Source organism: Limnothrix sp. PR1529 (assembly GCF_002742025.1).
Classification (GTDB): Bacteria; Cyanobacteriota; Cyanobacteriia; order CACIAM-69d; family CACIAM-69d; genus CACIAM-69d.
This window is the reverse complement of sequence record NZ_LIRO01000096.1, coordinates 23525-37519: the sequence shown is the minus strand read 5'-3', so window position 1 is coordinate 37519 and position 13995 is coordinate 23525. Positions and strand designations below refer to the sequence as shown.

At 55.9% G+C, this 13995-nt stretch carries 11 protein-coding genes, 1 pseudogene and 1 CRISPR repeat array; of the genes and pseudogenes, 10 read left to right on the top strand and 2 right to left on the bottom strand.

Annotated features, from left to right (window positions below; genetic code table 11):
• Nucleotides 1-31 precede the first annotated feature (31 nt).
• Nucleotides 32-766: an NUDIX hydrolase gene (locus AMR42_RS13640; protein ID WP_143473093.1), complete on the bottom strand. Its 735-nt coding sequence runs from the start codon at nt 764-766 to the stop codon at nt 32-34.
• 27 nt (nt 767-793) lie between these two features.
• On the opposite strand from AMR42_RS13640, the gene AMR42_RS13635 reads away from it, so the two are divergent.
• From AMR42_RS13635 to AMR42_RS21625, 7 genes and pseudogenes are all read left to right on the top strand, one after another.
• On the top strand, nt 794-1426 hold the full coding sequence (locus AMR42_RS13635) for a DedA family protein (protein ID WP_190355983.1): 633 nt from the start codon (nt 794-796) through the stop codon (nt 1424-1426).
• A gap of 17 nt (nt 1427-1443) precedes the next feature.
• Nucleotides 1444-2409 (top strand): NAD-dependent epimerase/dehydratase family protein, encoded by a 966-nt coding sequence (locus AMR42_RS13630; RefSeq protein ID WP_099534267.1) that lies wholly within the window; start codon nt 1444-1446, stop codon nt 2407-2409.
• Nucleotides 2410-2516: 107 nt separating this feature from the next.
• A complete protein-coding gene (locus AMR42_RS13625) occupies nt 2517-2828 on the top strand; it encodes a DUF2470 domain-containing protein (RefSeq protein ID WP_099534209.1) in 312 nt (103 codons plus the stop codon).
• A 270-nt stretch (nt 2829-3098) separates the two neighbouring features.
• Nucleotides 3099-4634 carry an NAD(P)H-hydrate dehydratase gene (locus AMR42_RS13620; RefSeq protein WP_099534208.1) on the top strand — a complete coding sequence of 512 codons (1536 nt, stop codon included), beginning with the start codon at nt 3099-3101 and terminating at the stop codon, nt 4632-4634.
• Nucleotides 4635-4838: 204 nt separating this feature from the next.
• The gene (locus tag AMR42_RS13615; protein WP_143473092.1) at nt 4839-5420 is read left to right on the top strand and encodes a hypothetical protein; all 582 of its coding nucleotides are present in this window, start codon (nt 4839-4841) and stop codon (nt 5418-5420) included.
• Between the two features lie 104 nt (nt 5421-5524).
• The gene (pgsA, locus tag AMR42_RS13610; RefSeq protein ID WP_099534206.1) at nt 5525-6055 is read left to right on the top strand and encodes a CDP-diacylglycerol--glycerol-3-phosphate 3-phosphatidyltransferase; all 531 of its coding nucleotides are present in this window, start codon (nt 5525-5527) and stop codon (nt 6053-6055) included.
• 139 nt (nt 6056-6194) lie between these two features.
• Nucleotides 6195-7631, top strand: a pseudogene (locus AMR42_RS21625) (zinc ribbon domain-containing protein); the annotation flags it as partial.
• Nucleotides 7632-8090: 459 nt separating this feature from the next.
• A CRISPR array of direct repeats spans nt 8091-9000; the repeat unit is 37 nt; unit sequence GATGCAACGGAAGTCTGACTTGGGCGATCGTTGCAAG.
• A gap of 13 nt (nt 9001-9013) precedes the next feature.
• On the opposite strand, the gene AMR42_RS13600 reads toward AMR42_RS21625, so the two are convergent.
• Nucleotides 9014-9571: a hypothetical protein gene (locus tag AMR42_RS13600; protein ID WP_099534205.1), complete on the bottom strand. Its 558-nt coding sequence runs from the start codon at nt 9569-9571 to the stop codon at nt 9014-9016.
• Between the two features lie 193 nt (nt 9572-9764).
• Between AMR42_RS13600 and AMR42_RS13595 the strand changes: the two genes are divergently transcribed.
• The 3 genes from AMR42_RS13595 (at nt 9765) to AMR42_RS13580 (ending at nt 13988) form a co-directional block, all read left to right on the top strand.
• The gene (locus tag AMR42_RS13595; RefSeq protein WP_099534204.1) at nt 9765-10211 is read left to right on the top strand and encodes a DUF29 domain-containing protein; all 447 of its coding nucleotides are present in this window, start codon (nt 9765-9767) and stop codon (nt 10209-10211) included.
• Nucleotides 10212-10247: 36 nt separating this feature from the next.
• Nucleotides 10248-11852 (top strand): YcjF family protein, encoded by a 1605-nt coding sequence (locus AMR42_RS13590; RefSeq protein WP_099534203.1) that lies wholly within the window; start codon nt 10248-10250, stop codon nt 11850-11852.
• 1635 nt (nt 11853-13487) lie between these two features.
• Nucleotides 13488-13988, top strand: a complete 501-nt coding sequence (locus AMR42_RS13580; RefSeq protein WP_099534201.1) for a GNAT family N-acetyltransferase — start codon at nt 13488-13490, stop codon at nt 13986-13988.
• Nucleotides 13989-13995 lie beyond the last annotated feature (7 nt).

The following is a 13995-nucleotide window of genomic DNA, read 5'->3' as shown; positions in this document are numbered from 1 at the left end:
TCGAAGTGAATCGAAATCTCGATCAGACGCTTCACTTGCTCAACTGATCGCAAGCCCGCCCGATCGCCAATAGGGCTTCATCCATCGGGCCCTGGCCCGTCACCCACTGGGGCAACTCACTCGATCGCACCCAAGCCCATTCGGAATATTCATCCTCGCTGAGTTGCACCTGGGCCGCCTGGGTTGCCGTCAGCCTCACGGCAAAGGTCAGATTCACGCTGTGTAACCCTTCCTCGGCCGGGGGTTGCGATCGCTCCGCAAACTCCGTGGAATAGGCCCCAATCCACTGCAACTGGCTGGGCAAAATTTCTAGGCCAGCTTCCTCCTTCGCCTTGCGGATGGCGGTGCGCTGGGGACTTTCGCCGGGAAACATTCGCCCACCCACCAACCACCAACCCACCCGGGGCGGCCGTCGTCGAAAGCCCAAAAGCCGTCGATCGCCCTCGCAGAACAACAAATCCACACAGGTAATCACCAAAGCGCTCAGGGCCTGGCCATAGGCGATCGCATCCAAATAGGGCCGGGGCGATCGCGTCCCCCGAGGCTCCGAATCCTGTTCCAAATCCCGTTCTGAGTAATGCGCTGGTTCCATTCGTTGGTTGCTGTCCTGAATTGGCTGTCTTGAACTGGCTGTTCTGACTTGGCTATCACTGGCTATTTTGAATTGCCGGCCCCGGGCGATCGGGTGTGGATTCGCCCCAACCACCCAAAACTTCGTCACTCCATGGCCGCGATCGCCAACCCGCCGTTTAGAATGAGTTAACAAAGTTTTACACCACCCCTATCCTCCTCCATGCTCGCTTTGATTCCCGAGCTGATTACGCTCGAAACTATCGAAGCGCTCGCGCAAGAATATGGCTACTGGGCCGTATTCCTGGGAATTGCCCTGGAAAACGCCGGTATCCCCCTGCCGGGCGAAACCATCACCCTTGTGGGCGGTTTTTTGGCGGGCAGTGGCGAATTGAGCTATGGCGGCGTTCTGGGAACGGCCATCGGCGGCGCAATTTTGGGCGACAACCTGGGTTACTGGCTGGGCCGCTGGGGCGGTTGGTCGCTGTTGGTGCGGCTGGGCAAACTCTTCCGGATTGGTGAAGAGAAGCTGGAAGGCGCTCGCGAGCAATTTAGCAACAACGCCGGTAAGGCCGTGTTTTGGGGCCGGTTCGTGGCCCTGCTGCGGATTTTTGCGGGCCCCATGGCGGGCTTGGTGGAAATGCCCTATGGCAAATTTTTGGCCTATAACGCAGCCGGGGCCGCCGTTTGGGCCGGAGTCACGGTCACAGCGGCCTACTTCTGCGGGCGGCTGGTGTCCTTGGAAACCCTGATGAGCTGGGCTAGTCAGTTCACTTGGGTGGCACTGCTGGCGATCGGGCTGGTGGTGGCCGTGTCCCTGTGGCTCGAAAACCGCAAATCCACACCATTGGGCTAGGACAGCAGGGGGCGATCGTGCGGGTATTCGTGACCGGTGCAACGGGATTTACCGGGTCTCATTTGGTGCGGGCCCTGGTGAAACGGGGCGATCGGGTGGTGGCCCTGGTGCGGCCCCGGGCGGATCGATCGCGCCTGGCCGGCCTGCCCATTGAAATCATTGAAGGCGATCTTCAGCAGCCCGCTGCCCTGGCCCAAGGGATGGCCGAAGCGGACTGGGTGTTTCACACGGCCGCCTATGTGGAATTGGGCCTGGTGGACAGCGAAAACATGTGGCAAACCAACGTGGAAGGAACCCGCCAAGTACTGGCGGCAGCCCAGGCCGCTGGGGTGAAGCGGTTGGTTTATTGCAGCACGATCGGGGTGTTTGGCCACACCTTTGGTCAAGTGGTGGACGAAACATTCCAGCGGGTGCAGGCTCAGTTTGATTCCGCCTACGACCACACCAAATATGAAGCTCAAGTGCTGGTCGATCGCGCGGCCCAAAACGGTCTGGACACCATCAGCGTCATGCCCTCCGGCATTTTTGGTGGCGACGATCCACACTTTGGCCCCGTCCTGCGCCAATTTCTACGCGGGAAATTGCCCTTTTGGGTCGGGGGCGATCGCCCCACCGGGATTGTGCATGTGGATGACCTGGTGGCGGGCATGATCTTGGCGGCCGAACGGGGCACACCGGGCGGCTGGTATATCCTCTCGGCTGGAGAATGCCCCACGCGGGAAATGTTTCGGATGGTGGGCGAGACGGCTGAAATCCCTCCCCCCAAGGAAGTGCCCGCCTGGTTGGTGCGAATTTTGGGGGCAATTCTCGACCCGATCGGGCGGTTATTTCGTTGGCAACCGCCCCTCAGCCGCGAGCGTGTTCGCTACATCTACGATCGCTGTGTGCGAGTGGATGCCACCAAAGCCCGTCAAGAGCTGGGCTGGCAACCCCGATCGCTGGCCCAAACCCTCCGGGACGTGGTGGCAGAAATGGTTGAATAGGAAAAGCCTGGAGATTAGATTCCAACATTTCGCCTAGGTTGCATCCCAATTTCAACTGGCTTTCGTAACCCCAAAACAGCAAAATCGATTTCAAACCATCCAGACCCATGAGCGACTCGGCAACCGCAGCCCCCGAAAATCCGTTCACGGCCCAAGTGAGCGATCGAATCTGTAAGCACATGAACGATGACCACGCCGACGCGGTGTTGGTCTATGCCCAATATTTCGGCCAGATCACGACGGCCACCAGCGCCCGAATGCGGTCGATCGACGCGGCTGGCATGGACTTAGCCGTGGAAGTGGACGGCCATCTCCAGCCCCTGCGCATCGAATTCAAAGCACCTTTGGCCGATGCAAAGGCCGCCCATCATGCTTTGGTAGACATGATTAAAGAGGCGCAACAGGCCAGCGATCGCTAATCTAGCAATGGCCCCGACCATCAGCCGCTAGCGCCGTCCACAAGGACTCAACGCCAAAATTAGCCACTAAAACCGAGATTTGTGGCGCAAAATACCCGATGGGGCCAATTTTTGCAGCAAAGCCATTCATCGACAGGATTGAGCCACTGAGCTATCCCTAGCCTCTCAATCCTGTACGATCGGGTCTGGCTGGGTTGGCCAGTCCCTGCTCCGTGGTTTTGAGGAGGCATGGTTTTGAGGAGACTTGGTGTGCAACCGTCAAAGGGGCCAATGGGGGGGATGCGCGATCGCTACGTCGTCACGGCGGCCCAAATGCAGGCGATCGAGTCTCGGGTGTTTGCGGCGGGAATGCCCGTCGCAGCCTTGATGGAAAAAGTGGCCGGACTCATTACCCAGCGAGTCATAGCTTGGCGATCGATCACCCAAGGGCCGCGGGTGGGAATTTTGGCCGGCCCCGGCCACAACGGCGGTGATGCCCTGGTGGTGGCCCGGGAGCTACACCTGCGCGGCTATCAAGTTTCCGTTTACCTCCCCTTTGAGCAGCGCAAGGAACTGACCGATCGCCATGCCCAATACGCCGCCAGCCTGGGTATTGAGGTCAGCCCTGATCTAGCCCCCATTTTGGCGGCCGATTGGCTGGTGGATGGATTATTTGGCTTTGGTTTGGAACGGCCGATCGAAGGATCCTTGGCCGAGGCGATCGATCAGGTGAACAACAGCGGCAAACCGATCGTGAGCATTGACCTCCCCTCCGGCCTCCACACCGACAGCGGCGCAGTCCTGGGCAAAGCAATTCGATCGACCCTCACCCTCTGTTTGGGCCTTTGGAAACGGGGCCTTCTGCTCGATCGGGCCCTGGATTGGGTCGGCCAAGCGGAACTGATTGACTTTGACCTGCCCCTAGCCGACATTCAAGCCATCCTGGGCCCAAACCCCCAACTGAACCGAATCACCGCCCACCTCGCCCAATTACCCCTCAACCGATCGCCCGCCACCCACAAATACGAGCAAGGTCACTTGCTAGTGGTGGCGGGTTCCGCTGTTTATATGGGGGCCGCGTTCCTGGCAGCCTTGGGGGCCCGATCGAGCGGCGTGGGCATGTTAACCGTCGCCGTGCCCGCCAGTCTCAAGCCCTGGTTGGTGGCCCAAATTCCCGAAGCCCTCGTGGTGGCCTGTCCCGAAACGGATATGGGCAAAATTGCCCGCGTTGATTTGGATCTCGCTCGCTACGACGCGATCGCCTGTGGTTGTGGCCTCACCCGAGAAGCCACCCCGATCGTCCAAGCGGTTTGGGAGAGCGATCGGCCCCTCGTGCTAGATGCAGATGGGTTAAACGCCCTGGCCCAACTGGGCTGGCGCGATCGCCAAGGCCCCGTTGTCCTCACCCCCCACTGGGGAGAATTTCAGCGGCTGTTTCCCAACTTGGTCGCCCAAACCAGCGATCGACTGGAACTAGCCCAGCGGGCGGCCCAGCAAACCGGGGCGATCGTCCTGTTGAAAGGGGCCCGCACCGTGGTGGCCGAACCCGGCGGCCAAAGCTGGATAGTACCCGAAAGCACTCCCGGCCTGGCTCGGGGTGGGAGTGGTGATGTTTTGGCTGGGTTGCTGGGGGGATTGGTGGCCCAAGCCCGCCCCACCACCCTCACCGATTGGGGCTATTGGGCCGCCACGGCCGCCTGGTGGCACGCCCAAGCGGGCATTCAAGCCGTTCAGGATCGATCGATTTTGGGAGTGAATGGAGCCAGCCTGGCCGATGGTCTGCTCACCGTTGCCCGTCAGCAGGCCATTTTGAATCACACGATCTAATCGCACGATTGAACCATGCAATCTAATCAAACGATTCACACGATCAATGATTGATAACGATCATTGATGACGATTAATCGCCCCATGATTGATCAATGAATCATCAAATCATCGAATTCATGACCCAATCAATCCTTCATTATGGATCGCGAAAAAGTTTGGCAATCATTAAACTCTGATCTATCTCGCCTCATCATTGGTTTTGTGCTGACCACCCTAGTCGGTGGATTGCTCACCCAATGGTATCAAGATCAAAATTGGCGAAGACAATCCCAGTTTGAATACGAAAAGCGCCAACTGGACGAAGCCCAAAAATTCATGGAAAGGCTTTCAACTTCCGTTAGCCTTCATCTTTGGAACTTGCGCGAACTGGAGCTATTACTATCAGGAGCCACGCCGGTCAACCCCGAGGAATTAGAGAAGGTTTGGACTGCCTTTAAAGAGGGCCGTAACAAGTGGTACATGGACTTACCATTGCACCAAAGCAAAGCCAACTTACTCTTGGCTCCGGGTATGAAAGAGCTGTTACGCACCGGCAATGAAACCCAAGATCCTAACTTGCAAAATCCCAAAAGTTTAGCGGGCTTTTTCGCGATCGCGGAACGATCCACCCTCCGAGTCACCAACTGTGTGCGGAGCAAGACCTGTCAACCCACAGCGGGCGACATTGCCCAAATGAAAACCAGCATTGATCGCCTAGAAACCGCCGCCACACGATATCTGGAATATGCCTCGAACCTCATTTATCGAAAGTCAATCGACCTGCAGCCCTTAACGTTTGAATAGGCTGCAATCAACCCCGATCGCCCTCCTGCTGACTTTGGGCGCGATCGCTAGCCTTCCCAGCCCGATCGCGCTACAAGTATTGTTCAAGCGTTGGAGAAACAGCCGTGAATTTGCCCACTTGGATCACCGTGTCGCGGTTGGCAGCAGTGCCCCTATTGTTGTGGTGGCTCAGCGGCGAACCCACCACAGCCGATCGCTGGTGGGCATTGGGTGTGTTTCTGTTGGCTGCGGGCACAGACTGGCTGGATGGATACTTGGCCCGCAAGCTGAACCAAGTGACAGACTTGGGCAAATTTTTGGATCCGTTGGTCGATAAGTTGCTGGTTTTGGCTCCCTTGCTTCTGTTGGTGGAGCTGGGGCGGATTCCGGCTTGGGGCGTTTTTGTGATTTTGGCGCGGGAGCTGACGATCGCCGGTTGGCGCGTAAACCAAACCAGCATTTCGGGGGCAAACCTCTGGGGCAAACTGAAAACCGTCAGCCAAATCGCCGCGATCGCCCTGTTGTTAGCCCCAGTGATGGATGCTTACTCCCTTTGGGCGATCGGTCTCTTTTGGGTCTCTGTGGCCCTAACCACAATCTCCGGCGCAATTTATCTCATTCCGGTTGGTAAACAGAGCGTTGAATCCGGTGCTTAGATCACGTCTTTCTTGATTTTTCTCACACAGAAAAACATTAGAATTAACAAAGAATCAAGCGGGGTTAAAACACAAAGCCGAACCCACCCCTCGGCAGGGGTTGCACTTTAACCTAACTTATAGCACTGGGTAAGAACCCATGGGCAAGCCCAAACCGATCTATCGCACGGCCAAGATCTCGCTGAAGGTTTCGCGCCGCCAGCAAAAGCAGTTGCGGCGGCTGATGAGCGCCCAGCGGTGGTGCTACAACGTCGTGATTGCGGCATTGCGGGCCGCCAATTCACCGATTTACCCAATCGTTCCCGGTGTTGGCCCGGTGCGAGCCTGTTCCCTCAAGTCAGCGCCCAAGCGCCGCAAGCAATATTTAGCCGACGGTAAACCGGCAGAAGGGTACATCGTGCGGGAATGGCGAGATTGGCAGCAATTTAAGCCATGGGATGCGCTGAAGGGCCATTGTGATTTGTACCCCTACCACGATCGGGATGAGGGCGGAAGCAAGTATGGGGTCAGCGCCAAAACGGCCAGCGGGGTAACCCAGACAATCCGGGGCTTTATTCAGGGTTACTGGACAAAGCGCAAGCGCGGTGACTTTGCGGCCCAGATGCCAAACCAGTTTCGATCGGCTCAGTTCGAGTCGGGGTGGATCTGGGAAGTGGACAAGCAAGAGTTGGATTGGGATGGCGATCGCCTGGTGTTGGGGACTCGGAACCAGATTGGCGGTGTGGTGTCGTTACCCATCCCCAAGCGCTATGTGGGTTGTTCAATCAACAAGGCATCGATCACCCGCGATGGAGCCGGTGATTTTTGGTTGCACCTGAGCTATGCGGCGGCCGGTGAACATGGGTTTGCACCCGACCCGGACTTGACCCGATCGGCTGGTATTGACATGGGCCAGATCCGGGCCATGGTGTTGACCCTGGATAGTGGCAAGTCGGTTAGTTTGTCGGGTCGGCAAATTTGCGGGCTGAAACGAGAGCGCGATCGCCGGTTCCGGGGCATCCAACGGGCGCGTGCTCGGGTGTTTCGGGCCCAGGTGCGCCAATATCTGACCGATGAGCAAAAGGCCACCATGGCAGCGATGGAGGCTAAGTCACCGGGGCAAGGGACAAAGTATGCGCGGCGGATGGTCAGTGCGGCTCGCAAGGAATTGGGGCTGAAGAAACGGAGCCGTCGCGATCATCACCTGTGGCAAACCCAAAAGCGGGTGGCCACCCAAGTGAACCGGAACCTTAAATATGCCAACCATTCGATCACCCGGCGGGCGGTGGATTGGTTGCGGGGGAACAAGGTGGGCAAGGTTTACCTGGGAGACATCGGCTCCATCCCCAAGGGCCGCAAAAAGGGATCGAAGCGGCTGAAGCAGGTCAAGCGCAACGCCCAATGGGAGTACGGCAACCAAGAAAAGATGATGACCGAAAAGCTTGAGGAATATGGGGCTACGCTCCACAAGGCCCATGAGCATTTTACGAGTCAGACCTGCCCGAACTGTGGGGCCCGGCACAAACCACGGGGGCGGCTCTATCGCTGTCGGGTTTGTGGATGGCAGGGCGATCGAGATGCGGTTGGAAGTGCTAACATACTGGCACGATCAATTGATCCGGCTTGGCCGGATTCGGGGCGAATTGTACCCCACACTTTAAAGCCGCTGGCAATCAGTCCAGCGATGAAAAAAGCAGGTCGGTTGCACGTTGGCGCAGCCAGACCCCAGCCCCTTGGAGGGCCGCCCACCAGTCGGGAGGTGGGATGTAGACCGCCTGAGTGCGTTGATAGGTCGCCACGCATTACGCGCGAACCGGAAGCTACGGCCGAAGGTCTGGTGGCTGAATCGACCCGAAAGCCCCGCCCAGCGGGAAAGACGGCGGTGAGGGCCGATAAAAAGGTTCGCGCGAGTCGCGAAAGCCTTGCCCCATCTGCAATCCCAGCATCGGAAGGATTGCACGACGATCTAGCCAACACCCAAAAACAGGATACCCGTAGCAGGTTCGCGCAACAGCCACCCGAAACGCCCGTCCAGCTTAATTTGTGGGATTTGGCGGATGCAACGGAAGTCTGACTTGGGCGATCGTTGCAAGCGTTGTAGGCAAAAACCAGGACAGGTGGCTCGCACGATGCAACGGAAGTCTGACTTGGGCGATCGTTGCAAGACAGAGTTGGATGATTCGATCGCGAATTACGTCGCCTTGATGCAACGGAAGTCTGACTTGGGCGATCGTTGCAAGGGATTTGGGACAATCTGGGCGTGGCCCATGTGTTCGGCGATGCAACGGAAGTCTGACTTGGGCGATCGTTGCAAGCCAGTCGGCTGGGTAGCTGTGGACTGGGATACCCCGATGCAACGGAAGTCTGACTTGGGTGATCGTTGCAAGCCAGATGGTTTGCTCAACGGTCGATCGCCACAGGGAGATGCAACGGAAGTCTGACTTGGGCGATCGTTGCAAGTCCGATACCGTAAACGGCCATGGTTGGCTCCTGATGCAACGGAAGTCTGACTTGGGCGATCGTTGCAAGACGCGCACCCTCACCACCTGGTGCGGTGTCCTGACCGGATGCAACGGAAGTCTGACTTGGGCGATCGTTGCAAGCCCTGTCCCAATCCGAGTTTGATGCACTGGTGTCCTGATGCAACGGAAGTCTGACTTGGGTGATCGCTGCAAGTACATTTTGCGCCCCTACCGTACCAAGCGATCAACCCGTAGCGTTGCAACGGAAGTCTGATTTTGGCGATCGCTGCAAGGTCTTTAACCGATTGAACTAGACCCGTGAGCCAACCCCAGTTGCAACGGAAGTCTGATTTTGGTGATCGCTGCAAGAAAAACGAACAATAAACAGCGCAACGCCTTATGGCGATGCAACGGAAGTCTGATTTTGGCGATCGCTGCAAGGGTTTTTCCTGCCCCGGTCGGTGCTGGATGCAACGGAAGTCTGACTTGGGCGATCGTTGCAAGCGAAGGGAGACAGCTAGCTGTTTTGCATCCCCTCAATCATCTTAATCACCCGCTGCATCTCGGTTTGTAAACCGGTAATCTGGCTTTGCAGCGGCTCGACTGTTTGGGCGATCGCCTGCTGAATGCCATGGTCGATCGCCGCTAGGATTGAATCAGTGCGGTCTTCCAGTTTTTGATCAAGCTGCTCAATGCGCTGCTCAACGTGATCTACACGCTCAGTTAACTTTTGATCAAGCTGCTCAATGCGTTGCTCAACATGATCCACACGCTCAGTTAGCTTTTGATCAAGCTGCTCAATGCGTTGCCCAACATGATCCACATGCTCAGTTAACTTTTGATCAAGCTGCTCAATGCGTTGCTCAAAGCAATCCATGCGTTCAGTCAGCCCCTCGATCGCCCGAGTTAGCCCCTCGATCGCCTTGCTATTACTGGCCGCCAACTCTGCCAAATGATTAAACCGTTGGTTCCACTCAAAGGATTGCTGAGTGGTGATGCTGGCCAAGGTGGTGACGTTGATCGTAAGCTGCTGGAGCTGGGCCTCAAGTGTGTTCAGGCGTGTTTCGATGGTCATGGGCAATCACGGCAAGCACATGTAACCTAGCACTATGTATAGGTTATCGCAGTTACAACGAGATCCTGACGGGAGTGATCGTTGCAGAGGGTCAAGAGAGGCTAGAGCACCACGTTGACATCGTGGGGGTCAGACGGACAATACTGTTAATCAAACTGTTAATCAAGCAGTATTCACTGCAAACGATCGCCCTATGAATGCGACTGATTCGATCACCTATGAATCAGACTATTATGGCTGGATTCAGCAACAGGTGAAACTGCTGAAAACTGGGCAACTCACTGAACTAGATCTTGAACATTTGATTGAGGAAATCGAAGGTTTGGGGGCATCGCAACGGGCTGCATTAGTTAACCAAATTGCACGGCTGTATCTGCATCTCTTGAAGTGGCAACACCAACCCCAAAGACGATCGCGCTCTTGGGAATTGTCGATTCAAAATGCTCGCATCGAAATTGAAGAATTACTGGAAGATAACCCCAGCTTCCAACCTTGGCTGGCGGCAGGCGTTGCCAAAGGTTATGCCAAAGCCCGTAAGCAAGCCGCAGCCGAAACACGATTAGCCATTGACACATTCCCGATCGCGCCACCCTTCGATTTTTCCCAGGCCATGACCATTGAAATTGATGGTATTGGTTAGGGAAACAAAATTTGGTGGAGCCATCACCCAATTCCTGTGACCCTAACTCGCTTTATTGTTGTCCTGACTGGGCTTTGCGTCATCTTGGCGCTGGTGCTCTGGCTCGTCAGCGCCCTGCAACAGCTCTACTGGCAGGTGAGTTGGACAGCTCCGTTTTTGGGGCCGGTGGTCGTCTTGTTGACCTTGGCCCTGTTGGGGGCCTTGCTGGTGGCGTTTTTTCGGTATGTGCGGCCCCTGGATTGGCCCCAAGATTGGCGATCGCTCTGGCAGGTGACCCAGCGATCGATCACCGGACAAACGCCCCCCACTCTCCCGGAACCCAGCCCCACCGTTTCCGAAGTGAAAACCGAAGCGGCCGGCGCGGCACTGGAGGCTGTGCGGGCCCAGGTGGACTTAATTCGCGATCGGGTGGCGCGGCAGGCCCTGTTGGATCGATCGCGCGAAATTGAAAGCAGCTTGGCCCGGGGCGAATTGCTGTTGGTGGTGTTTGGCACAGGGTCAGCGGGCAAAACCTCCTTGGTGAATGCCCTGCTGGGACGGGTGGCCGGAACCATTGGCCCCACCATGGGCACAACGGAAGAGGGCGAAACCTATCGGCTGGCGCTGCCGGAAATCGATCGCGCCTTGTTGATTACGGATACGCCGGGCATTTTGGAAGCGGGGGTGGCGGGAACCCAGCGAGATCGCCAGGCACGGCGGCTGGCGGCTGAAGCGGACTTGCTGATTTTTGTGGTGGAAGGCGACTTGCAGCAGTCGGAATTGGAGCCACTGCAACAGTTGTTGGCGATCGGGAAGCGATCGCTGTTGGTGTTCAACAAAACCGATCGCTACCCCGAGGCCGATCGCACCGCGATTTTGGCCAAATTGCGGGAACGGTTGGCAGAACAGCTCCCCACGGCGGATATTGTCCCGATCGCGGCGCGGCCGGCAGCGGTGCGGTTGCCCAACGGGGAAACCCTGACCCCCGACCCGGAAATTATGCCCCTGATTCGGCGGATCGTGGCGGTGTTGCGGGCCGAAGGGGAAGAACTGATTGCGGACAATATGTTGCTGCAAGCCCAGCGCTTGAGCGATCGGGCCCGCCAACTCATTGATGCCCAACGACGACGACAGGCCGAAGCCGTGGTCGATCGCTATCAGTGGCTGGGGGCGGGGGCCGTCGCCGTCACGCCTATTCCGGTGGTGGATTTGCTGGCCACCGCGGCGGTCAATGCCCAGATGATTTTGGAATTGGGCAAGGTCTATGGCTGCAACTTAAGTGGCGATCGGGCACAGGAGTTGGCCCTGTCCCTCGCCAAAACCATGACCGGCTTGGGCATTGTCAAGGGAGCCATGGGAATTTTGACTACCGCGCTCCAAGTGAACATCGCCACCGCCATCATCAGCCGAGCCATCCAAGCGGTGACAGCGGCCTATTTAACCCGCATTGCCGGCCGCAGTTTCATTGAATATTTTCGTCACGATCAAGATTGGGGCGATGGTGGCATTAGCGAAGTGGTCAAAAAACAGTTTCAGCTAGAACAACGCGATCAGTTTGTAAAACGGTTTGTGCAACAGGCGATCGCGAAAGTGGTGCAACCGATCGCCCAAGAAACTGCGCCACAACCAAAGCCGCCCGATCGTACCTCTCCTAACCCCTAATTTCTCCTTCAGCAAGCTGTGGCCAATTCCCAGCAAATCATCTCCCAGCAAATCATCCCAAAAAGAAACCACCCAATGAGGGTGGCTCTTTGATCCATTATTCAAGCAATGTTCGATCAGCGTTCAATCAGCTAATACTCAATTCGACAATGGAAACAGTTCAGAATTCAACAGCAAGCCTTTGGCAAGAAAACCTCTGGCAAGAAACGTTCAAAAACCTCAGAAACATCAGCAACAAACGTTGCCATGGGCAGGCTTGCAACCGACACAGGCGACCCAAACCCTTTGACCAAATCGAGGCCAAGCTTGGGCTGGCGATTGCTAGGACAGTGCTCCAGCGGTTGCCGACATGGCCGTTTCCGGTCTTGTTTTGAGCCTCAGATCACCATGCTCATGGCCGATACTTGAGAATTTGATGGTGGAATGGGGGCTTGGTCTTAGGCGAATTCAGACCGACTGAATCTTTCCAACTGAATCTTGGAGACTGAAAACGACTTAATCCAGTTTTCGTCCAACCAAGCCCAACCAAAATCCAACATCATCAATCGTCGTCAAATGCAAGTCAAATCAAAATCAAACACAAACAGCAATCAGAGAGGAATTAGGGAGCCTCCTAAGTCATCAGAAATGTTTGAGACGAAATGTTTGAGACTTTGAGATATCGAAAGGGTGACCCGTGATGTTCAGCGGAGCCAGCGAGTTAATCAGAACTCAAGCCAGCCATCAACATCATCAAGGTCGAAAAGCCGAGAAAACCTGTCTTCAGTTGCCAGCAGTTCCACAAAACAAGCAAGAACTGACTGATCAAACGATCAATGAGAAACAGCGAACCGCAAAATCGTGACAAGCCAACTGCGAAAGACGGATAACCAACTGCGCTTTAGCTGAGCTAACTAATTGGCTAACGGATTGGCTAATGATTATTTTAGCCAACTAAGACTTCCGAGAGGATTCTGATTCAGAATCAATGACAATGCTGCATGTTACAAGCCCATCAAAACCACTGGGGTTTTGGTTAACGAACAGAGCCACAAGGTCTATGTAGCCCTCTACGAAACGAGGCAATAACTTGAAACGATGGTTAAGGGAGTTAACTAACTAGGTTGTCTAGCGCTAACTGATTTGATTCTAATGGGTTTGATCCCCGTAGGTTGAAATAATTCGCAACTGTTAAAAAATGCGATCTATAGCAATAAAGAAGTCAGAAATGGGGCTTTTTAGTTGCGATTTACTTACAAATGGTTATGAACCCAATAGTGCTTGCTAGCGGGTTGGGGAAAATTGACGCGATCGCCCTTCATATTTCAGATGTTGCGGCAAGGGCTGATCCCGGCTTGTTGATCCCGGCTTGCTGATCCCGGCTTTCGGAGCGAGTTGGGACCAAGGGCGCGATCGGGCGCTGACGGAGGGCGATACATTCCCGGCAGCGATTCCCCAACACCCTACCCGAGGCAAATTAGGGATCGATTAGGGACAGGTTAGAGACTGATTAGGGTCAGGTTTTGGAGCAAGGGATTCTGGAAGGGATTTTGGGCCGATCGAACCTGGCTGCATTTCCGTGTGCCAGGACGCTGCCAAAGTTGGGATGGGTCGTTTACCATCAACTGCAATTGTCGTTGTTTGCCCGCGACTGCCATGCCTCTCGATTGCAGCCATATTCAGTTTCGCGATCGCGCCGAAGAGATTGATTTTGACCAGCTCCATCAACTGTTTCAGGACACGGCATTTTGGGCGCGTGATCGCCGCCGAGAGGACGTGGAATTGGCCGTGGCCAACAGTTTGCCGGTGATTAGCGCTTGGGATGGCGATCGGTTGATTGGGTTTGCCCGGGCCACCTCCGATGGCATCTATCGGGCCACGATTTGGGACGTGGTGGTTCATCCCACCTATCAAGGGGCTGGCATTGGGCGCAAATTGGTGCAAACGGTTTTGGCGCACCCGCAACTCTGCCGGGTGGAGCGAGTCTATTTAATGACCACCAATCAACAGGCGTTTTATGAACGGATTGGTTTCCAGGAAAACCAAAGCACCACCATGGTGTTGTTGAATCAACCCTTGATTGAACCCTTGCCAACTTGCCAAGGGGCGGAGGTGGTGCCGGTGGCGGAGGTGGTGGCCCAACCCACATCGGCCTAGGGACTGC

Coding starts and splice junctions, on each gene's coding strand:
- AMR42_RS13635 (WP_190355983.1), top strand. CDS start 794: ATGCTCGCTTTGATTCCCGAGCTGATTACGCTCGAAACTATCGAAGCG.
- AMR42_RS13625 (WP_099534209.1), top strand. CDS start 2,517: ATGAGCGACTCGGCAACCGCAGCCCCCGAAAATCCGTTCACGGCCCAA.
- AMR42_RS13580 (WP_099534201.1), top strand. CDS start 13,488: ATGCCTCTCGATTGCAGCCATATTCAGTTTCGCGATCGCGCCGAAGAG.
- AMR42_RS13600 (WP_099534205.1), bottom strand. CDS start 9,571: ATGACCATCGAAACACGCCTGAACACACTTGAGGCCCAGCTCCAGCAG.
- AMR42_RS13595 (WP_099534204.1), top strand. CDS start 9,765: ATGAATGCGACTGATTCGATCACCTATGAATCAGACTATTATGGCTGG.
- AMR42_RS13620 (WP_099534208.1), top strand. CDS start 3,099: ATGGGGGGGATGCGCGATCGCTACGTCGTCACGGCGGCCCAAATGCAG.